We start from the raw sequence: 21,374 nt of genomic DNA on the forward strand, positions 1-21,374 counted from the left end.
AACGACACGAACGCACGACACACACAACACGACATCGAGGAAGAACACACATGGAAAATTTCGGCATTCACCTGGAGCCGCTGCGCGCCATCCTCTACCAGGTCGGCGCCTTCATTCCGCGCCTCCTGATCGGGCTGGTGGTCGTCGTCGCCGGCTGGCTCATCGCCAAGGCGGCGCGCTTCGCGGTGACCAAGGCGCTGCGCGCCATCAACTTCAACGTGCTCACCGAGCGCGCGGGCCTCGACAACTTCCTGCGCCAGGGGGGCCTCGCAGGCGACACGAGCAGCGTGTTCGGCATCCTCACCTACTGGCTGGTGATCCTGGCCTCGCTGCTCATCGCCTTCAACGGCATGGGCCTGAGCTACATCGCGGACCTCCTGGGGCGCATCGTCTGGTTCGTGCCGAACGTGTTCGTGGCGCTCCTGGTGCTGGCCTTCGGCTCGTACTTCGCGCGCTTCGTGGGCGAGGCGGTGTCCAGCTATTTCCGCGGCGTGAAGATGCAGGACGCGGTGGCGTTCGGCAAGGTCGCGCAGTACGCGGTGATGGCCTTCGTGATCCTGATTGCGCTCGACCAGATCAAGGTGGGCGGCGACATCGTGCGCGAAAGCTTCCTCGTGATCCTGGCGGGCGTGGTTTTTGCACTGGCCCTGGCATTCGGGCTCGCCGGCAAGGACTGGGCGAAGGCGCAGATCGAGCGCTGGTGGCCCAGGCAGATCAAGGACAGCAAGGCGCCGACGCCCGGGGTGACGCCCGTGGGCACCCCTCCGCGATTCGACAGCGACCGGCCGCCGCGCTGAACCGGCGAAGAGCGAACGCTGAACAAATGACCGAACAAACGACTGCACGAACGACTGATACACCGGCTTCCTGAATGACACGAAAAACCAATCCGACGATCACCGCCATCTGGCCCGGACGGCCCTATCCGCGAGGCGCCACCTGGGACGGGGAGGGCGTGAACTTCGCACTGTTCTCGCAACATGCCACCCAGGTCGAGCTGTGCCTCTTCGACGAGCGCGGCCGCCATGAACTGCAGCGCATTCCGCTGCGCGAGCGCACCGACGGCGTGTGGCACTGCTACCTGCCCGAGGCGCGCCCGGGCCAGGCCTACGGCTACCGGGTGCACGGCCCCTACAAGCCGGAAGAGGGCCATCGCTTCAACGCCCACAAGCTGCTGCTCGACCCCTACGCGAAAGACCTCGTGGGCGACCTGCGCTGGGGCGATGCGCTCTACGGCTACACGGTCGGCAGCAAGCGCGAAGACCTCTCCTTCGACCGCCGCGACAGCGCACCGCTGATGCCCAAGGGCCGCGTGCTGGAGACCGCCTTCACCTGGGGCGACGACCGCCGCCCCTCGGTGCCGTGGCAGGACATGGTGATCTACGAGATGCACGTGCGCGGCTTCACCATGACGCACCCCGACGTGCCGCCCGAGTTGCGCGGCACCTACGCCGGCCTCGGCTGCGCGCCGGTGGTCGACTACCTCAAGCGCCTGGGCGTGACCACCGTCGAGCTGCTGCCGGTGCACAGCTTCCTGAACGACCGCCACCTGGCCGAGAAGGGCCTGCAGAACTACTGGGGCTACAACACCTTCGGCTACTTCGCCCCCGAAATGCGCTACAGCGCGTCGGGCAAGGTGAAGGAGTTCAAGACCATGGTGAAGACGCTGCACTCCGCGGGCATCGAGGTGATCCTGGACGTGGTCTACAACCACACCTGCGAGGGCAACCAGCTCGGCCCGACGCTCTCGATGCGCGGCGTGGACAACGCCTCGTACTACATCGTCAATGCCGAGAACCGCCGCTATTACGACGACTTCACCGGCTGCGGCAACACGGTGAACCTCGAGCACCCGCATGCGCTGCAACTGGTGATGGACTCGCTGCGCTACTGGGCCGAGGAAATGCACGTCGACGGCTTCCGCTTCGACCTGGCCTCGGCGCTCGCGCGCGAATCGGGCAAGGTGGAGAACCTCGGCGGCTTCTTCGATGCGATCCGTCAGGACCCGACCCTGAACCGCGTGAAGCTCATCGCCGAGCCGTGGGACCTGGGCCACGGCGGTTACCAGGTGGGCAATTTCCCGCTCGGCTGGGCCGAGTGGAACGACCAGTACCGCGACGGCCTCCGCGGCTTCTGGAAAGGCGACGGCGGGCTCATCGGCGAGGTGGCCAAGCGTGTCACCGGCTCCGAAGACCTGTACGGCTGGTCGGGCAAGCGGCCCAGCGCCAGCATCAACTTCATCACCGCGCACGACGGCTTCACGCTGCACGACCTGGTCTCGTACAACGACAAGCACAACGAGGCCAACGGCGAAGACAACCGCGACGGCAACAGCCACAACGTGTCGTGGAACTGCGGCGTCGAGGGGCCGACCGACGACCCCGAGGTGGTGACGCTGCGCGAGCGCCAGAAGCGCAACCTGCTCGCCACGCTGCTGCTGTCGCAAGGCGTGCCGATGTTGCTGGCGGGCGACGAGCGCGGCCACACGCAGCAGGGCAACAACAACGTCTATTGCCAGGACAACGAGCTCGGCTGGCTCGACTGGACGCCCACGCCCGAGCGGCTGGCGCTCGCGACCTTCGTGGAGCGCGTGGTGGCGCTGCGCCGCGCGCACCCGTCGTTCCGCCGCCGCACCTTCTTCGCGGGCAAGCCGGCCGAGGGTGAGACCGTCACCGACGTCTACTGGCTCAAGCCCGACGGCCAGGAGATGCGGCCCGAGGACTGGAACGACGCCAACGCCCGCTGCATCGCGATGTACATCCCCGGCGGCGGCATCGCCGACCGCGGCCCCCGCGGCGAGGCACAGCACGACGACGATTTCCTGGTGCTGATGAATGCGCACCACGACGAGATCGCCTTCACGCTGCCGGCGGCGCCGCATGGTTCATGGCGGCTCTTGGTGGACACCGCGAGCAATTCGCCGCCGCCCACGACCGAGGACGCGGCCTCGCTCGCTCCGGCCTGGGCCGAGCCGGCCTATCCGTTGCAATGCCGCTCGCTCGTCGTGATGAGCCGGCCGGATGTGCGGCCATGAGCGCCCATTCGCATCGCATGCCGTTCGGCGCCACGGTGCAGGCCGACGGCGTGGAGTTCGCGCTCTGGGCGCCGTCCGCGGAAACCATCGTGCTCGAACACCAGTCCGAGTCCCGGCCGATGACGCGCGACGGCGGCTGGCATCGTCTGACGGTGCCCGACGCCAAGCCCGGCGACCGCTACAGCTACCGCCTTGCCGACGGCACCCGCGTGCCCGACCCGGCCTCGCGCTGCAACCCCGATGACGTGCACGGCCCGAGCCTGGTGATCGACCCGGCGCGCTTCGCATGGACCGACGACGGCTGGCGCGGCCGGCCATGGGAAGAGGCGGTGGTCTACGAAATGCACGTCGGCACCTTCACCGACGAGGGCACCTTCAACGCCGCCCGCGAGCGGCTGGGTGCGCTCGCCGAGCTCGGCATCACCGCCCTCGAAATCATGCCGCTCGCGGATTTCCCGGGCCGGCGCAACTGGGGCTACGACGGCGTGCTGCATTACGCGCCCGATGCCTCCTACGGCACGCCCGACGAATTGAAGGCGCTGGTCGACACGGCGCACTCGCTCGGCTTGATGGTGCTGATCGACGTGGTCTACAACCACTTCGGCCCGGAGGGCAACTACCTGCACGCCTACTGCCCCGAGTTCTTCAACGCCGGCAAGCAGACGCCGTGGGGCGCGGCGATCAACTTCGACGGGCCGCAATCGCGCACGGTGCGCGACTTCTTCGTGCACAACGCGCTCTACTGGATCGAGGAGTTCCGCTTCGACGGCCTGCGCATGGATGCCATTCACGCGATTCACGACGAGACCCGGCCGCACATCGTGCGGGAGATCCGCGAGGCGATCGATGCCGGTCCGGGGCGGGAACGCCATGTGCACCTGGTGCTGGAGAACGAGACCAACCAGGCGTCGATGCTCGCGCGCGACGGCCGCGGCCAGCCCGTGGCCGGCACCGCGCAATGGAACGACGACCTGCACCACGCGGTGCACGTGCTGGCCACCGGCGAGCGCGACGGCTATTACATCGACTACGCCGACGAGCCGGTGCGGCGCCTCGCGCTCGCGCTGGCCGAGGGCTTCATCTACCAGGGACAGGCTTCGGCATTCCGCCAGGGCGAGCCGCGCGGCGAGCCGAGCACCGGCCTGCCGCCGCAGGCCTTCGTGTCGTTCCTGCAGACACACGACCAGGTCGGCAACCGCGCATTCGGCGAGCGCATCCACGCGCTGGGCGATCCGGTGCTGGTGCGCGCGGCCATGGCCTGCCTGCTGCTGTCGCCGCATGTGCCGATGCTCTTCATGGGCGATGAGTTCGCGGCTTCCACGCCGTTCCAGTACTTCTGCGATTTCGGGCCGGAGCTGGCGAACGCGGTGTCCGAAGGGCGGCGCTCGGAGTTCGGCGGCTTCGCGGCCTTCAAGGACGAAGCGGCCCGCGCGCGCATTCCCGATCCGAACGCGGAGGCGACTTTTCTCGCCTCGAAGCTGCGCTGGCGCGAGCGCGGCACACGCGCGCATTTCTCGCGCCTCTGCGAGGTGCAGCAGTTGCTGGACCTGCGCCACAAGCGAATCGTGCCGCACCTGGCGGGGATGGCGGGCGCTGGCACCTTCCGCTGCGAAAACGACACGCTGCGCGTGCAATGGGACCTCGGGCCCGCCGCCGATGGCGCGCCGCCGCTGCGGCTGCACATGCTGGCCCACTTCGGGGCCGAGCCGGCAGAGGGCGTGGAGATGCCGCCCGGCGAGACGATTCACAGCGACGGTGTCGGCGGCCATGAAGGCGCACGGCAACTCGCGCGTGGCGCGGTGCATGTGACGCTGGAGGCAGTGCATGGTGGATGAGGCGAATCACGGCCCGGTCGGCGGCGATCTCGGGCGGTTGTGCGAACACTTCGGCATTGCGACAGGTTATTTCGACGCTTTCGGCGTGCGGTGCGAAGTCTCCGCACGGAGCCTCGTCGCGCTGCTCGGCGAATTCGGCGTGAAGCTCGACAACGCGGGCGATGCAGGCCGTGCACTCGACGCAGCACGCCGTGCGCGCTGGGCCGAGGCATTGCCGCCTGTGCAGGTCGTGCAGGCCGGCAATCCCGCATGGTCGGTGACGCTGCGGGTGCCGGCGTCGATGGGCCGACTGCGCTGGCGGATCGGCGACGAGCACGGACGGGAAGTCGAAGGCGAGGTCGATGCCGACACGCTCCACGAGAACGGCCGAAGCGAGATCGACGGAACGCTGCTGTGCGAACGCGTGCTGCATGTGCCGCTCGCGCTCGAAGCCGGCTACCACCGGCTGCGCATCGAGGGCCTTCGCGGCGAAACGCTGCTGCTCGCCACGCCGGGCCACTGCTATCGGCCGCCCGCGGTGCGCGAGGGCGGCCGCGTCTGGGGCACGGCGGTGCAGCTCTACAGCCTGCGCTCGCCGCGCAACTGGGGCATCGGCGATTTCGGCGATCTGGAAGACCTCGCGGTGCGCATGGCGGCGCAGGGCGCCGACGTGATCGGCCTCAACCCGCTGCATGCGCTGTTCGCGAGCACGCCGTCGAACGCGAGTCCGTACAGCCCTTCGTCGCGCCAGCAACTCAACGTGCTCTATATCGATGTCGAAGCGGTCGACGGTTTCGCGGACTGCGCGCCGGCCCGCGACCGGGTGCATTCGCCCGACTTCCAGGCGCGGCTCGCAGCACTGCGCGCGGCGCCGTTGGTCGACTACGCCGGCGTGGCCCAAGCCAAGTTCGAAGTGCTGGCCTTGCTCTTCGGCGATTTCTGCGCGCGGCACCTGCCCGCCGAGGGCGCGCCCAGCGAGGAGGGCCGGGCGTTCCTGGCCTTCGTCGCGGAGCGCGGCGAGGCGCTGCGGCAGCACGCGCTGTTCGAAACGCTGCAGGCCCACTTTCTTGCGACCGAAGGCGGCGCGTGGGATTGGCACGACTGGCCCGCGGCCTACCGCGACGCCGATTCCGCCGAGGTGACCGCCTTCGCCGTGGCGCACGCACAGCGCGTGCAGTTCCACCAGTACCTGCAATGGCTCGCGACTCGCCAACTGGCGCGGGTGGCGGCACGCTGCGAAGCGCTCGGCATGGGCGTCGGCCTGTACGTGGATCTCGCGGTGTCGGTCGACCGCGCCGGCTCCGACACCTGGGGCGCGCAGCGGGTGTTCGCGGACGGCGCCAGCGTCGGCGCGCCGCCCGACGAGTTCAACCCCGCGGGCCAGGGCTGGGGCCTGCCGCCGTTGCGGCCCGACCGCCTGCGTGAAGACGGCTACCGCTTCTTCATCGAGACGCTGCGCGCCGGCATGCGCGGCGCGGGTGCACTGCGCATCGACCATGTGATGGGGCTGATGCGGCTCTTCTGGATTCCGCAGGGCCGCAGCGCCCGCGAGGGCGCGTACGTGTATTACCCGCTCGAGGAGATGCTGGCCATCGTCGCGATCGAAAGCCACCGGCACCGCTGCATGGTCGTGGGCGAAGACCTCGGCACCGTCGAGGACGCGGTGCGCGAGGCGCTGGCCCGTGCCGACGTGCTCTCGTACCGGCTGCTGTATTTCGAGAAGCGCCACGACGGCGGCTTCAAGCCGCCGGAGGCTTATCCGGCGGCCGCGCTGGTTGCGATCAGCACGCACGACCTCGCGACCTTCGCCGGGTGGTGGACCGCCGCCGACCTGCGCGAGCGGCTGGCGCTCGACCTGTTTCCCGACCCCGCCATCTTCGACAAGCAGTTGATGGACCGGGCGCGGGAGCGCATCGAACTGATGCAGGCCTTGCAGCACGCCGGACTGCTCTCGCGCGAGGAGGCGGCAGAGGCCGCAGGGCTCGCGATGCCGTCGCCGCGCCTCGTCGAGGCGGCGCATGCCTTCCTGGCCGCGACGCCCTCGGCGCTGCTGATGGTGCAGCTCGAAGACGTGGCCGGCGTGGTGGCGCAGGCCAACATGCCCGGCACGGTGGACCAGCATCCGAACTGGCGGCGCAAGCTCCCCGAGCCGGTCGCCGTGCTGGCGAACGGCGACGGCATGCGCGGGCTGGGCGAGGCGCTGCGCGCGGCGCGGCCACGCCGCATCGATGCAGGCGTAGGCGAGTCGCCCGGCCTGCAGACCCGCGTGCCGCGCGCCACCTACCGGCTGCAGTTCCACAAGGACTTCGGCTTCGACGATGCGATCCGCGTGCTGCCGTACCTTGCGAAGCTGGGGGTGAGCCATGTGTACTGCTCGCCGATCCAGCGCGCGCGGCCGGGCAGCATGCATGGCTACGACGTGGTGGCGCATGCCGAGGTGAACCCCGAGCTTGGCGGCGAGGAGGGCTTTGCGCGCTTCGTCGCGGCGCTGAAGGCCAACGGCCTCGGCCAGTTGCTGGACATGGTGCCCAACCACATGGGCGTGTTCGGCGCCGACAACGCGTGGTGGATGGACGTGCTGGAGAACGGCCCGGCCTCGCTTTTTGCGCAGCACTTCGACATCGACTGGCATCCGCTCAATGTCGAGCTGACCGGCAAGGTGCTGCTGCCGGTGCTGGGCGTGCACTACGGCGAGGCGCTGGACAACGGCGAGCTGGTGCTGCGCTTCGAGGAGGCCGCGGGCAGCTTCGCTGTCACCTATTACGACCATCGGTTTCCGCTTGCGCCGGAGAGCTATCCGGTGGTGCTGGAGCGGGCGCTCTCGCGGCTGGGCGATGCGGCGGCTGCGGCGCGGCTCGCCAGCCTTTCGACGGCGTTCGGGCACCTGCCGCCGCGGGACACGAGCGATCCGAAGGCGCAGGCCGAACGCGTGCGCGACAAGGAACTGCTCAAGGCCCGGCTCGCGCGCCTCGCGGAGCGCCATCCGGCGGTTGCCGAGGCGCTCGTCGCTTCCGTGGCGGAGCTGAACCTCGCGTCGCCCGAAGCGCGCGATGCGCTGCACCGGCTCATCGAACTGCAGGCCTTCCGGCTCGCGCATTGGCGCGTGGCGGCGGACGAGATCAACTACCGGCGCTTCTTCGACATCAACGACCTCGCGGCGGTGCGGATGGAGCGCGACGAGGTGTTCGAGGCCACCCAGTCGTTCGCGCTGGACCTCGCGGCGTCGGGCATGGTGGACGGCTTGCGCATCGACCACCCCGACGGGCTCTACGACCCGGCGGACTACTTCCGCAAGCTCCAGGAAGGCTACGCCCGGCGCGCCGGACTGGTGCTGCCGACGCACGATGCAGAGGGCCGGCCCGCGCGGCCGCTGTACGTGGTCGCCGAAAAGATCGCGGGCGCGCACGAGGAAGTGCCCGAGAGCTGGCATGTGCACGGCACCACCGGTTACCGCTTCGCCAACGTGGCGAACGGCGTGCTGGTCGACACCGCCGCCGAGGCCGCTGTGCTGCATGCATGGCAGCGCTTCACTGGCGAGACGGAGGACTTCGCTTCGATGTCGCGCGCCGGCCGGCGCGAGGTGATGCGCAATGCGCTGTCGTCGGAACTGAACGTGCTTTCGACCGAGCTGCTGCGCATCGCGCGGGCCGACCGCAGCACGCGCGACTACACGCTCAATGCGCTGAGGCGCGCGCTGGCCGAGGTCGGCGCGTGCATGCCGGTGTACAGGACCTACATCGTCGAGCACCCGTCGGCGCAGGACGAGCGCTTCATCGACGAGGCCGTGAACGAGGCCGCGCGTCAGAGCGGCGATGCCGACCGCAGCATCTTCGACTTCGTGCGCAGCGCGCTGCGCGGCGAAGCCGTCGCCTCGGCGCCGGCCGCGCTCGGCGAGCGGGTGCGGCGCTTCGCGGTGCGCTTCCAGCAGTTCAGCGCGCCGGTGGCGGCGAAGGGCGTGGAAGACACGGCGTTCTACCGCTACTTTCCGCTCAGTTCGCTCAACGAGGTGGGCGGCGAGCCCGACCAGTTCGGCATCGACGTGGCGACCTTCCATGCGCTCAGCGCCGACCGAGCGAAGCGCTGGCCGCACACCATGCTCGCGACCTCGACGCACGACAACAAGCGCTCCGAAGACGTGCGCAACCGCATCGACGTGCTCTCGGAGATGCCCGACGAATGGATGCAGGCACTGAGCCGCTGGCACGGCCTGTGCCGCAGCGCGCGCAAGAAGCTGGAAAGCGGCGAGGCGCCGTCGCGCGCCGACGAATACCTGCTGTACCAGACGCTGCTGGGCGCCTTGCCGCTGGGCGGGCTCGACGCGGCCACCGCAACGGGCTTCGCCGACCGCATCTGGCAGTACATGCAGAAGGCCGCGCGCGAAGCCAAGCTGCGCACGCGCTGGTCGCACCCCGATGCCGACTACGAAGCTGCGCTCGAGGGCTTCGTGCGCGAGCTGCTGGCCGATGCGAAGGAGGGCGGTTGCCTCGCGGACATCCAGCGGCTTGCGGACCGGCTCGCCTGGTTCGGCGCATGGAACAGCCTCACGCTCACGCTGCTGAAATACGGCTCGCCCGGCGTGCCCGATCTCTACCAGGGCAGCGAGCTCATCGAACTGAGCCTGGTCGATCCCGACAACCGGCGGCCGGTGGACTACGCGCTGCGGCAGCAGCAGCTCGATGGGCTGCATGCGATGGCCGACCAGGACGGGCTCGCCGCGCGCGTCGGCGGCCTGGCCGCTGCGCCGCACGATGGGCGCGCGAAGCTCTGGTTCATCTGGCGATTGCTGTCGCTCAGGGGGCGACATCCGCTGCTGTTCCGCGAGGGCGGCTACGAGCCGCTGGTGGTCGAAGGGCCGATGGCACGGCATGTCGTGGCGTTCGCGCGCCGGCACGAGGGGCAGACGCTGGTGATTCTTGCGGGGCGATTGTTCGTCGGGCTATCGGCGGACGCCGCGGCAGCGCCGACGCTGCCGCCGGCCGCGGCTTGGAACGGCACGACGGTGCGGCTGCCCGAAGGGCTCGGCACGGCGGCGCTTGGCAACCTGCTGACCGGTGAATCCATTCCGGTCGATGCAGGTGCGCGCACGGTGCGGCTGGCCGATGCCTTCCGCCACATGCCGTGGGCGGCGCTGGTGATCGAACAAACCCGGTCCTGATCAGCCCAGCACGCGCGGCACCAATTGCACGGTGAGCGCGCCCAGCACGCCTTGCGCGGTGACGCAGTGCCACATCAGCGCCGTATTGTCGAGCGTCGCACGGGCGGCGGGCTGCAGCCTGCCGGTCCATGAGCGCACGAGCACATAGCCGCCCATGAGCAGCAGCACCGCGACATGGAAGGCCTGGTAGCCGAGCAGCATGCCGACACTCGCGCTCCAGGCCTGGTCGCGCGGATCGAGGCCGGCGCGCCAGTGGCCTGTGAGGTCGAAGCCGAGCGCGCAGGCGGCAGAGAGCATCGCAAGGCCCGCGAGCCATCGCACGGTGCGTTGCGCGTCCGGCTGGAGCGGCCTTCGGACGGCGACCGCCATGCCGGCCGAGCCCAGCAGCAGCAACACGCCGGACACCAGCGGCCATTGCAGCGGCGGCAATGCAGCACCCGGCGGCGGGCACACCTCGGCGGCCATCGACAGGTGCACGTGCGTGAACAGGAACGACACGAAGATCGTCATGTCCACCGCGATGAGCACGATCACCGCCCACCACGAATGCGAAGCCCTGCCCGCGGCGTTCACCGGCAGGCGCACGCCGTGGCCCACGTCGGCGGTGGCGGTCGGCGGCGGCTGGTCGGACGCCCACAGCCACCAGAGGATGGCGACGATCGCGAGCAGCCCGAACGCAAATGCGAGCACCGCCTGCGAGACGGTCAGCAGCAGGAAGAATCCGGCCGTGCCCACCGCCGCGACGAACGGCGGCCAGCCATCGGTCGGCAGCCGCAGCAGGTGCAGCGGCCGCGCATCGCGCATGCTGGTGACCAGCGTTTCGCGCCCGCCGAAGACGGTGCCGGGCAGCCAGTGCCGGCCGGCCTCGACCTCTTCGGGCAGCGCCGGCTGGCGCCACAGCGGATAGAGCGAATCGACCTCTGGAATGCTGCGCACGCCGTAGTCGCGCGGCGGCAGCCATTCGAGCGTGCCCGCGCCCCAGGGATTGCCGTGGTCCTTTTCGGGACGTCGCAGCGTGCGCGCCGCGTCGATGAAGAACAGCAGCACGCCCGCCGCGAGCACGAAGGCGCCCACGGTCGACGCCATGTTGAGCCCGTTCCAGCCCAGGTCGCCCGGGTAGGTGTAGACGCGGCGCGGCATGCCCATGAGGCCCGCGATGTGCATCGGGAAGAACGCGAGGTTGAAGCCGCCGAACATCAGCCCGAACACCCAGCGGCCCCAGCGCTCCGAGAGGCGATGTCCGTTGAACACCGGCGCCCAGTAGTAGAAGCCCGCGAACACCGGAAACACCATGCCGCCGATCAGCACGTAGTGCAGGTGGGCGACGATGAAGTAGCTGTCGTGCGCCTGCCAGTCGAAGGGCAGCACCGCCACCATCACGCCGGTGAGCCCGCCCAACACGAAGATGAAGTGAAAGCCCAGCAAGAAGAGGGTGGGCGCATCGAGCGTGACGCGGCCGCGCCAGAAAGTGGCGATCCAGGCGAACACCTGCAGCCCGCTCGGAATGGCAACCATGAAGCTCGCGGCCGACACCACCAGCATCGAGAGGTTGCCAAGACCAGTGGTGAACATGTGGTGCGCCCACAGCAGGAAGCTCACCACGCCCACGCCGATGAGCGCCATCACCACCGCGCGGTGACCCACCAGCGGCGTGCGCGCGAGCGTGGCCACCATCACCGAGACCATGCCGGCCGCGGGCAGGAAGATGATGTAGACCTCCGGATGCCCGAAGAACCAGAACAGGTGCTGCCACAGTACCGGGTCGCCACCGCGCGCCGCGATGAAGAAGGGCCAGTCGAAGGCGCGTTCGAGTTCCAGCAGCATGGTGGCCGCGATGACCGCGGGGAACGCGAACACGATCATCAGCGCGCTCACCAGCATCGCCCATGCGAACACCGGCATGCGCATGAGCGTCATGCCCGGCGCGCGCGTGAAGAGGATGCCGATGATCAGCTCGATGGCGCCCGCGATGGCCGATATCTCGATGAAGCCGATGCCCAGCAGCCACCAGTCGGCGCCCCGGCCGGGCGAGAACTCCTTGCTGGTGAGCGGCGGGTACATGAACCAGCCGCCGTCGGGCGATTCGCCGAAGAAGATCGTGCAGAAGAACGCCAGGCCGCCGATCGCGTAGGCCCAGAACGCATAGGCCGAGAGCCGCGGAAACGGCAAGTCGCGTGCGCCGAGCATGCCCGGCAGCAGGTAGACCGCGATGGCCTCCACGATCGGCACTGCGAAGAGAAACATCATCACGGTGCCGTGCATCGTGAAGAGCTGGTTGTAGGTCTGCGCGCCCACGAGGTCGTTGCCCGGCACCGCGAGCTGCGTGCGCATCACCAGCGCGAGGATGCCGGCCAGCACGAAGAAGAGCATCGCGGTCACGATGTAGAAAACGCCGATGTGCGTGTTGTTGACCGCCGAGAGCAGGCGCCACCCGCGCGGCGCGCGCCACGCGCGTTCGAGCGCCTCGCGTTCGCCTTCGGGACGTTCGTGGCGTTGTTCGGCGGGCTGCGTCATTTCAGTTGCCCGAGGAAAGCCGCGATGGATTGCAGCGTGGCCGCGTCGATGCGCTCACCCGATGAAGGCATGCGCGCGCCGGGCTTGAGCTGCTGTGTGTGAGCGACCCACGCGGCGAGGTTCTCGGCATCGTTGGGCACCGTGCCTGCGCCGAGATACAGCCGGCTGCCGACATGCGTGAGGTCGGGGCCGAGGCGGCTTTCCTCGCTCACGCCGCGCACCGTGTGGCAGGCATTGCAGCGGTTCGCGAGGAAGGCCTCGCGGCCGCGTTCGATGTCGGAAGAGGAAGAGGAAGAAGAGGAGGAGGGCGGCGCGGCCTGTTTCGCCTGTGCCGCGAGCCACGCATCGAACTCGGCGGGCGTTTGCGCCACCACATGCAGCGCCATGCGCGCATGCTGCTCGCCGCAGTATTCGGCGCACTGCCCGCGGTAAGTGCCGGGGCGGTCGGCCTGCAGCAGCAGCTGCTGCACGCGGCCGGGCAGCATGTCCATCTTGCCGCCGAGCGCCGGCACCCAGAAGCTGTGGATCACGTCGGCGCTGCCGAGGCCGAAGTACACCGGCCGGCCGACGGGAATGCGGATCTCGTTGGCGGTCGCGATCTCCGCGCCGGTCACCGGGTCGCGGTAGCGCACCTCCCACCACCACATGTGCGCGGTGATGCCGACGATGAGCGCGTCCTTCGGCGGCACGGCCCGCCAGGTCGGCCGGTGCCATTCGCTGTACGCGAAGAGCGCGACCAGCACGACGGTCGGAAACACCACGCCGCCGCCGATGACCCAGAGCCGCGCATGCAGCGTGCCGTCGTGCCGACGCGCCGCGAACACCAGCAGCGCCATGACGCCGAGAAAGATCACCGCCGCGCCGCCCACCAGCAGGCCGGTGACGCCGAGCAGCGTGTCGGCCACCGGCCCCGCGGCCTGCAATGCCGATTGCGATGGCGACGGTGCGGTGCTCATTCGAGCGCGAGCAGGTAGGCCGCCATGTCGCGCGCATCCTGCGGCGACACGCCCATGGCGGGCATTGCGGTGCCGGGCACCAGGGCGGCCGGCGCGACGATCCATTGCGCAAGCGTGTCGGGCCGGTTCGGCAGGTGGCCCGCGATGTAGCTGCGTCGACCGTAGGCGCTGAGCGGCGGGCCGACCGCGCCCTGCGCGATGGGAACGCCGAGAATCGCATGGCAACTGCCGCACTGGTACTGCGCGAGCAGGCGCTGGCCCGCCACGCGCTGCGCGGAGGGCGCGCCGCCGTAGGGCAGGTCGCGTTCGCCGAGTTCGCAGCCGCTGGCCAGGGCTGCGAGCAACAGGGCGGCGAGGGCGGCGGAAGTGGCGAAGGGCGCGGCCATCCGCGGATTCTGCGAGCGCGAACGGGGCTTCCGCCGACACGGCAAGCCCTGGTGCGCGTCGGACAATGCCGCCAAATGGGGACGCCCAAGACCATCCTCCTCACCCTCGCGACGCTCGGCCTGGCCGCGGCGGCCGGTGCGGCATGGATGGTGTGGGGCGGCGTCTACAACGTGGCCGCCACCGAGCAGCACACGCAGCCTGTCTACTCGCTGCTCGAGACGGCGATGCGGCAGTCGGTGCGCCTGCGGGCGCGCGGCATCGAGCCGCCGGATCTTGCCGACGCACAACGGGTAGCGCGCGGCGCGGGCTGCTTTCGCGACAAGTGCGTGCAGTGCCACGGTGCGCCGGGCGTGGCGCAGGGCGACATCGGCAAGAGCATGCAGCCGCTGCCGGGCCCGCTGGTCGATGCGCGGCAGCGCTGGAATGCGCGCGAGCTCTACTGGGTGACGAAGCACGGCATCAAGATGAGCGGCATGCCGGCATGGGAGTACCGGCTGTCCGATGAAGACCTGTGGGCCGTGGTCGCATTTCTGCAGCGGCTGCCCGACATGACGCCGCAGCAGTACGCAGAGGCGAGCGCGCCGATGCTGCCCACCGGCCAGGGCGCGCCGGCCGCGCCTTCATGCGGACCCGGCGTGCGCGCGGGCTCCGCGGAAAAGGGCGACGAGGTGCGGCGCGGCCAACGCGCGCTCTACCAGTACGCCTGCAATGCGTGCCACACCATTCCCGGCATCACGGGCTCGTTTCCGAACGTCGGCCCGCCGCTGGATGGCATCGCGAAGCGCTCGCTAATCGGCGGCAAGCTCGCCAACACGCCCGACAACATGGTGCGATGGCTGCGCCACACGCGCGAGGTCGATCCGCTCACCGCGATGCCCGAGATGGGCGTGACCGAGCAGGACGCGCGGGACATCGCGGCCTACCTGGCCAGGCTGGACTGACGGCAGGCGGCGGCGCTCGGCATCACCTTCCCGTTGCGCCAACACGCTGACGCGCTGTCTGCCTACAGCCGTGCGCGGGCGGAAGAGCGACTGTCCAGCGCATGACGCTGGCCGTGTTCATCGTGGAAGACGAACCGACGATCCAGGACAGCCTGAAGGTCGTGCTGGAGGGCTATCTGCGGGCGGAGATCGTAGGCACCGCGCCCTCTGAGGCGGAGGCTGTGGCGTGGCTGAAAGCGAACCGCGATGGCTGGCACCTGCTGGTGGTGGATCTGCTTCTGAAGCAGGGCAGCGGCCTCGGCGTGCTCGCGGCGCTGGCCGCCCTCGGGTCCAAATGCGGGCTGGTGGTGGCGCTGACGAATGCAGCATCTGCGGACAACCGCGCGCAATGCCTCACCCTGGGCGCCGACGCAGTCTTCGACAAGGCCGCGGAGATCAACGAGTTTTTGGCGTTCTGCGCGGACGGGCTCGGCGAGAAAACCTGAGCCTCTCTTCAGGGCTTGCCGAGCAGGCGCGCGAGCAGCCCTTCGAGCTGCTGCGCATCGACCGGCTTGGTCAGGTGCGCGTAGAAGCCTGCCGCAAGGCTCGCGTCCCGGTCCGAGCCCTGGCCGTAGCCGGTGACGGCAACCAGCGTGGGCGGATGAGGGACCTCGCGGCGCACCCGCAGAGCGACTTCGACGCCGCTGAATCCCGGCAGGCCGATGTCCAGCAGCACGAGGTCCGGCTGCTCGACCTTGATCGCCTCCAGCCCCGAAGGGCCGTCGGCGGCCGTGCGGGTCACGTAGCCCAGGCTCTCGACAAGGAGGCACATCGTCTCGGCCGCATCCTGGTTGTCGTCGACCACGAGGACCATCTTCCGGCTCTCGGTGCCGTCGATTTTTTTCTTCTCCAGCGGCGCGGTCGCGCGGGGCAGGCGAACGACGAATTCCGCACCGTCTCCCGGCGTGCCTTTGCTGAACGCGCTGACATCGCCGCCGTGCAGCGTCACCAGTTGCTGCACCAGCGTGAGGCCGAGCCCGAGCCCACCCTGCGGCCGGGAAATTTCCTGCTCGCCCTGCGCGAACAGCATGAAGACGCGCGGCAACGCGGCGGGCGGGATGCCGGGACCGTTGTCGCTCACGCTGACCTCCGCATTGGCACCCACCTCGCGCAGCCGCACCTCGATGCGGCCGCCGTCGGGCGTGAACTTGATGGCGTTGTTCAGCAGGTTGCAGACGACCTGGATCATGCGGGCGCGATCGCCGGTGATCCACGGGTCGGCGGAGGGCGAGTGAAAGACCAGGGCGTGCTGCTTCGCGTCGGCGGAGGGCCTGAGCATCTCGATCGACTCGTCGATCACGTCGCAAAGCCGCACGGGCTTCGATTCGAGATGGATCTTGCCGCTCGTGATGCGGCCGACGTCCAGCAGGTCGTCGACCAGCCGCGTGATCTGCTTGAGCTGGCGGCCGATGATGCTGCTCATGCGCGCCAGCGTTGCCGTGTCGGCGGCCGGACCCAGGCGATCCATGATCGCCACCGCGTTGGAGATCGGCGTGAGCGGATTGCGCAGCTCGTGGCCGAGCATCGCCAGGAAGGTCGTGATGCGGCGGCCTTCGTCCTCCAGGGTCGAGATGCGCCGGCGCTCCGTGAGGTCGCGCGTGACCTTGGCAAAACCACGGTGGCGGCCGGTCTCGTCGAACAGGGCGGTGATGATCACGCTGGCCCAGAACCGGCTGCCGTCCCTGCGCACGCGCCAGCCCTCGTCCTCGAAGCGGCCGATCTCGCGCGCGGTCTTCAGCTCTTCGTCTGGGAAGCCGGTGGCGGCCACTTCGGGCGGATAGAACACCGAGAAGTGCTTGCCGATGATCTCTTGCGCCTCGTAGCCCTTGGTGGCCTTCGCGCCGGTGTTCCAGCTCACGATGTAGCCGCTGGGGTCGAGCATGAAGATCGCGTAGTCCTTCACGCCATCGACGATCAGCCGGAAGCGCTCCTCGCTGGCACGAAGCAGCTCGTCCTGCTTCTGGCGAGCCGACAGGTCGCGGGTGATCTTGGAAAAGCCGCGCAGCTTGCCGTCCGGGCTCGTGAGGCGGGTGAGCACAAGACTCGACCAGAAACGCGTGCCGTCCTTGCGCAGGCGCCAGCCTTCTTCCTCGTACTGGCCCGTTCGGGTCGCGACTTCGAGTTCGTGCTGCGGCCAGTTTTTCTCCAGCAGCTCGGGCGGATAGAAGATGGAGAAGTGGCGCCCGATGACCTCGTGGGGTTCGTAGCCCTGGAGCTGCCTCGCGCCCGCGTTCCAGCTGAGCACGATGCCGGTGGGGTCGAGAAAGAAGATCGCGTAGTCGGTGATGGCATCGACCATCAGCCGGTAGTCGGCATCGGTGATCAACCCGAGGTTCAGGGGAATGTTGAGATCGGGAGCGGTTTCGTCATCCCTCTTGCCTCGCGCGCCATCGGCCATTTTTTCTCGGGGGGTCTCGTTGGAAAGCCAAAGCGGCACGAAGCCACCGTCGAACGAGACGTTATTGCGTTTTGTCGTGATCAGGTGTCGGACAAGGCCGCAGCACGCCACCGAGCAACTTTTCCCACCGATTCCCGTGGTTGGCAATCGGGTTTTGTAATCTAGTGTTTTTTTGTGCAACCGATGTTATATTTTTACCGAGGGATTATTAAAACTTAGGCATTCAATTTCGGCGGCCGCGAGGCTTCCCATGGATGTTTCACCAACGGGAGCGCCTGAATTGCAGTCCACGCCGCAAGAAAGCCCTAATTTGGTGCACGCGATGCCGGTGGCCGACTGGCTGCGCCGGGGATGCAGATGACCACGCCCGCGGCGTTCGCCGCACCCCCGCGGACGCGCCGTCCGCTGTTGAGCTACAGCGTCGATGGCCTGCTGGCCCGCGACGAACTGCTGTTCAAGTCCCTCGTGCGATTGCTGGACCACCGCACACACCAGCAATGGACCTGGCAGGTCGAAGATGCCGATCTGCGCGTGGTGGGCGACCGGGTCCCGGCGACGGCGCTGGACGACGCGGCCGACCGTCCGGTCCCGCGGCTGACGCTCGGAGAAACGCCGCCGCCGCATGGCCCTTTCCTGCGGTTGCCGCTGCACGCCGACGCGCTCGAGGTCATGCTCAACCGCCTTGGCGCGATGGTGGTCCATGCCCGTGAGCTCGGCCTGCCCGGGTCTGCTCTTGCTCATGCCGCCCGGGACCGCAACGAGCGGGGAGGGTGCGCGCACGGCGAGGAATACCGCCTGTTGCGCTGGCCCGCGGCCGCACTGCTCGACACCCCTATGCGCATGAAGCTCGCCGCGCTGCTCGCGAGCCGCCCGGCTTCGCTCCATGCGCTGCAGCAGCGCTCGAACGCCGGCGCACAGGAGTGCGCGGACTTCATCGCGGCGCTCGAGCATGCAGGGTTCGTCGCCGGTACTGGCCATGGCCATGGCAACGCGGGCACAGGCTTCGCGGCCAGCCATGCGCCCGAATCGCTCTGGCCCGATTCGCAGTCATTCCAGGTCTCAGGGGTTTCCTCCGGCGCGGACGCGCACCGCGCGCTCGCCCCGCCGCGCGCTGTCGTGGCGCCGGGCCTGCTCGCGCGCATCCGCAACCGCCTCGGGTTGCTGTCCTCCGGTTCGAAGGCCTGAAGCACGTGGAACACAAGATCCTTTTCACCGGCACCATGGGCGCCGGCAAAACCACAGCCATCGCCGCGGTGAGCGAGATTGCGCCGGTCCGCACCGAGGTGCGCAACAGCGATGCCTCGGTCGCCAAGGCCACCACCACGGTGGGCCTGGACTACGGCGAGCTCACGCTGGACAACGGCGAGAAGCTGCGCCTGTACGGCACGCCGGGGCAGATCCGCTTCGACTTCATGTGGCGAATCCTCGCGCGCGGCGCGCTCGGCCTGGTGATCCTGGTCGACAACAGCCGCCCCGATCCGCTGGCGGACCTGGAGGTCTATCTCGACGGCTTCGCCGAACTCATCGAGAAGACCGCCTGCGTGGTTGCGGTGGGTCGCATGGAGACCCATCCCGAGCCGGACCTCGATGCCTACGCCCGGCGCATGCAAGACAAGGGCGTGATGTGCCCGGTGCTTCCGGCCAACGTGACCGACCCGCAGCAGGTGGTGCAACTGCTCGAACTGCTGCTGATCCAGCTCGAAGCCTGAGCACGACACCGCCGCTGCTGCCGCTGTTCCTTCCTTCTCTTTTCCTTCCTCTGTTCCCCGCAACGCCGGACCCCAGCCACATGAACATCGCACCCCGCATCAAGGACGCCGCCGACACGGCCGTGGACACGCTCATGCGCGAGATCAAGGGCGTGAAGGCCGTCGTGATCGCGACCGAGGACGGCCTCGAACTGGCCGCGCGCGCGGAGAACACCGCGCAGGTCGCACGCATGTCGGCCATCGCGAGCTCGTTGGCCGCGCTGGGCGCGGTGGCCGGCGTGGAAAGCGGGCTGGGGCAGTGCGAGAACGTCGCGATAGAGACCGCGTCGGGCCACATCCTGATGCTGCAGGCCCGCCACGCCGAGGTCGACCTGATCGTGAGCGTGATCACAGGCAAGGACGCCGTGATCGGCCAGGTCCTGTATCTCTCCAAGCTGGCGACGCTCGCGCTGCAGCGCGCCTGAGCGCCGCGTCTTTTTTCCTTTTCACAAACGGCCGGCGCTCATCACTCGCCCGGGCGGCGGCCGATCCCGAGGGCGATGGACTACGAAAGACTTTGATGGCAAATATCAAGCAATCCATGGATGAACTGATGACGATCGACGGCGCACTGTGCGCCGCGCTGGTCGACTCCGGCAGCGGCATGGTCTTGGGGCAGGTGGGTTCGGGCGTCGACCTGGAAGTGGCCGCCGCGGGCAACACCGAGGTCGTGCGCGCCAAGCTCAAGACCATGAAAGCGCTCGGCCTGAACGACGTGATCGAAGACATCCTGATCACGCTCGGACGCCAGTACCACATCATCCGGCCGATGAACAAGCACGAAGGCCTGTTCGTCTATCTGGTGCTCGACAAGTCGAAGTCGAACCTCGCGCTCGCGCGTCGGAAGACACAGGAAGTGGAGCAAGGGCTGGCCGTCTGAGCTGATACAGCGACGGCGCGCTGCGGGCGAGCGGGCATCCATTCGGGCAGCCAGGCCGTGGGGGGATGCCGTGCCGCGGCGCGCCGATCGGGCAGGGCGTTCAGGCTCTCTGCGCGATTCGCAGGATGGCGTCGTAGATCTCGTTCTCCGCATCCACCGGATCGAATTCGCCCGCTGCGGCCGCAAACGACACGGCCTCGGCCGCACCCAGCATTGCGCGCATCGCTGCCGGCGCGATGGGGCGTTTCGCAAACGGCTGCAGCGCGTTGCGGCACTTCACCAGAAACTCGGCCTCGAGTTCCTTCTTCAAGGCATCGAGTTCGGGCGAGCCGGCCAGTGCAGCACTCACACCGGGCATCTCGCGGCCCATCTCCATGACGCAGTTGACGTAGGCAGTGGCGATCACCTTCGCCACGGCGGGCAGCGATTTTCCCGACGCCCGCAGGGCCTCGTCCATGAGCGCGTGCTGGCGGCTGTCGTATTCCCCGTAAAGCACGCCGAGCAGGCCGGTGCGCGTGCCGAAATGGTCGTACACGACGGGCTTCGTCACCCCCGCGCGCTCCGCCAGGTAACCCAGCGTGAGGGCATCGGTTCCCTCGCTGCGCACGATGGCCCAGGCGACGTCCAGCAGCTGGCGGCCGCGTTCGTCCTTGGGAAGGCGTTTCCTGGTTGCGACTTGCATGACCGGTTCCATCTGCTTGCTTGACATCGTTAATCTACCAAAGGTAACCTACAAACAGTAGTTTAAACCGAACCCCGAAAAGGAACCGCCATGCATGCCCTCATCGTTGTCAGCCATCCCGATTCCCGGTCCCTCACGCACGCTGTCGCGCGTTCGTTCGCCGAGGGCGTCGAGGAATCGGGCAAGCACACCACCGAAATCGCCGACATCGCTGCGGAAGGCTTCCAGGCGGCCTTCAACCAGGCCGACCGCGCCGCCTATTTTCTCCAAAAGCCCTTGCCGCCGGACATCCTGCGCGAGCAGGAGCGCATCGATAGGGCCGACACCCTCGTGCTGGTCTATCCCGTGTACTGGTGGTCGTTTCCCGGCCAACTCAAGGGCTGGATCGACCGCGTGTTCTCCAACGGATGGGCGTATGACGAGGCGCCGGACGGCACGCTCGGAAAGCGGCTCGGCCGCCTGTCCGTCCACCTCATCGGCATCGGCGGCGCAGACGGGGGCACCTATGTGCGGCACGGCTACGACAAGGCCATGCGCACACAGATCGACCACGGCATCTTCGATTTCTGCGGCGCGCGCGTCGTCACCTCGGAGTTCCTGCTAGATGTGAATGGGCAGGCCGCGGCGTCTCATATCGTCACTGCGCGGGCGCTGGGCGGCAATGCGTTTGCGAAGACGGCGCCGGGTGGCATCGATCTGTCCGAGGTTGCGGAAGAACTGCCAGGCTAAGGCGAGAGCGCCTCCGTGCGCTGTTCGAAAGTAGCGCGGGGGATGACGCTTCGTGGCGGGAATGCCGTGTGGAACTTACTGTCCACCGACCGGGAAC

The 21,374-nt window shown here is 68.6% G+C and carries 16 protein-coding genes; 11 read left to right on the forward strand and 5 right to left on the reverse strand.

Going from position 1 to position 21,374, the window contains the following annotated elements; all coding sequences use genetic code 11:
• The first annotated feature begins 50 nt into the window (after positions 1 to 50).
• The 4 genes from QFZ83_RS13130 (at position 51) to QFZ83_RS13145 (ending at position 10,003) form a co-directional block, all read left to right on the forward strand.
• Positions 51 to 797 carry a hypothetical protein gene (locus QFZ83_RS13130; protein ID WP_013541421.1) on the forward strand — a complete coding sequence of 249 codons (747 nt, stop codon included), beginning with the start codon at positions 51 to 53 and terminating at the stop codon, positions 795 to 797.
• A gap of 74 nt (positions 798 to 871) precedes the next feature.
• A complete protein-coding gene (glgX, locus tag QFZ83_RS13135; RefSeq protein ID WP_306879427.1) occupies positions 872 to 3,034 on the forward strand; it encodes a glycogen debranching protein GlgX in 2,163 nt (720 codons plus the stop codon).
• Positions 3,031 to 4,869, forward strand: coding sequence for a malto-oligosyltrehalose trehalohydrolase (treZ, locus tag QFZ83_RS13140; RefSeq protein WP_307506993.1), 1,839 nt, complete (start codon positions 3,031 to 3,033; stop codon positions 4,867 to 4,869). Before glgX ends, treZ begins: the two co-directional genes overlap by 4 nt.
• Entirely contained in the window at positions 4,859 to 10,003 is a 5,145-nt protein-coding gene (locus tag QFZ83_RS13145) for a malto-oligosyltrehalose synthase (protein WP_307506996.1), read from the forward strand. Before treZ ends, QFZ83_RS13145 begins: the two co-directional genes overlap by 11 nt.
• On the opposite strand, the gene ctaD is transcribed toward QFZ83_RS13145, so the two are convergent.
• From ctaD to QFZ83_RS13160, 3 genes are read right to left on the reverse strand one after another with little or no spacing between them, the layout of a single operon-like run.
• Positions 10,004 to 12,517 (reverse strand): cytochrome c oxidase subunit I, encoded by a 2,514-nt coding sequence (gene ctaD, locus QFZ83_RS13150; RefSeq protein WP_307506999.1) that lies wholly within the window; start codon positions 12,515 to 12,517, stop codon positions 10,004 to 10,006.
• The gene (gene coxB / locus QFZ83_RS13155; RefSeq protein WP_307507002.1) at positions 12,514 to 13,473 is read right to left on the reverse strand and encodes a cytochrome c oxidase subunit II; all 960 of its coding nucleotides are present in this window, start codon (positions 13,471 to 13,473) and stop codon (positions 12,514 to 12,516) included. The genes ctaD and coxB overlap by 4 nt, the downstream gene beginning before the upstream one ends.
• Complete coding sequence (locus QFZ83_RS13160; protein ID WP_307507005.1) at positions 13,470 to 13,859, reverse strand: cytochrome c family protein; 390 nt, start codon at positions 13,857 to 13,859, stop codon at positions 13,470 to 13,472. The genes coxB and QFZ83_RS13160 overlap by 4 nt, the downstream gene beginning before the upstream one ends.
• Positions 13,860 to 13,934: 75 nt before the next feature.
• On the opposite strand from QFZ83_RS13160, the gene QFZ83_RS13165 reads away from it, so the two are divergent.
• Both QFZ83_RS13165 and QFZ83_RS13170 read left to right on the forward strand, forming a co-directional pair.
• Entirely contained in the window at positions 13,935 to 14,801 is an 867-nt protein-coding gene (locus QFZ83_RS13165; protein ID WP_307507008.1) for a c-type cytochrome, read from the forward strand.
• A gap of 101 nt (positions 14,802 to 14,902) precedes the next feature.
• Complete coding sequence (locus tag QFZ83_RS13170) at positions 14,903 to 15,286, forward strand: response regulator (RefSeq protein WP_307507011.1); 384 nt, start codon at positions 14,903 to 14,905, stop codon at positions 15,284 to 15,286.
• A gap of 8 nt (positions 15,287 to 15,294) precedes the next feature.
• Here QFZ83_RS13170 and QFZ83_RS13175 read toward each other — a convergent pair whose 3' ends face one another.
• Complete coding sequence (locus QFZ83_RS13175) at positions 15,295 to 17,238, reverse strand: PAS domain S-box protein (RefSeq protein WP_307507013.1); 1,944 nt, start codon at positions 17,236 to 17,238, stop codon at positions 15,295 to 15,297.
• Positions 17,239 to 17,589: 351 nt separating this feature from the next.
• On the opposite strand from QFZ83_RS13175, the gene QFZ83_RS13180 reads away from it, so the two are divergent.
• From QFZ83_RS13180 to QFZ83_RS13195, 4 genes are all read left to right on the forward strand, one after another.
• Positions 17,590 to 18,423, forward strand: a complete 834-nt coding sequence (locus QFZ83_RS13180) for a hypothetical protein (protein ID WP_307507015.1) — start codon at positions 17,590 to 17,592, stop codon at positions 18,421 to 18,423.
• Positions 18,424 to 18,428: 5 nt separating this feature from the next.
• A complete protein-coding gene (locus QFZ83_RS13185) occupies positions 18,429 to 18,947 on the forward strand; it encodes an ATP/GTP-binding protein (RefSeq protein WP_013541432.1) in 519 nt (172 codons plus the stop codon).
• Positions 18,948 to 19,027: 80 nt separating this feature from the next.
• Positions 19,028 to 19,411: a roadblock/LC7 domain-containing protein gene (locus QFZ83_RS13190; protein ID WP_013541433.1), complete on the forward strand. Its 384-nt coding sequence runs from the start codon at positions 19,028 to 19,030 to the stop codon at positions 19,409 to 19,411.
• Between the two features lie 95 nt (positions 19,412 to 19,506).
• Positions 19,507 to 19,866: a hypothetical protein gene (locus QFZ83_RS13195; protein WP_013541434.1), complete on the forward strand. Its 360-nt coding sequence runs from the start codon at positions 19,507 to 19,509 to the stop codon at positions 19,864 to 19,866.
• A gap of 100 nt (positions 19,867 to 19,966) precedes the next feature.
• Here the strand turns inward: QFZ83_RS13195 and QFZ83_RS13200 are convergent, their stop codons facing one another.
• The gene (locus QFZ83_RS13200) at positions 19,967 to 20,548 is read right to left on the reverse strand and encodes a TetR/AcrR family transcriptional regulator (RefSeq protein WP_307507020.1); all 582 of its coding nucleotides are present in this window, start codon (positions 20,546 to 20,548) and stop codon (positions 19,967 to 19,969) included.
• Between the two features lie 90 nt (positions 20,549 to 20,638).
• Between QFZ83_RS13200 and QFZ83_RS13205 the strand changes: the two genes are divergently transcribed.
• The gene (locus tag QFZ83_RS13205; protein ID WP_307507022.1) at positions 20,639 to 21,277 is read left to right on the forward strand and encodes an NAD(P)H-dependent oxidoreductase; all 639 of its coding nucleotides are present in this window, start codon (positions 20,639 to 20,641) and stop codon (positions 21,275 to 21,277) included.
• Positions 21,278 to 21,374 lie beyond the last annotated feature (97 nt).

It is taken from the genome of Variovorax sp. W1I1, assembly GCF_030815625.1.
Taxonomy (GTDB): Bacteria; Pseudomonadota; Gammaproteobacteria; order Burkholderiales; family Burkholderiaceae_C; genus Variovorax; species Variovorax paradoxus_C.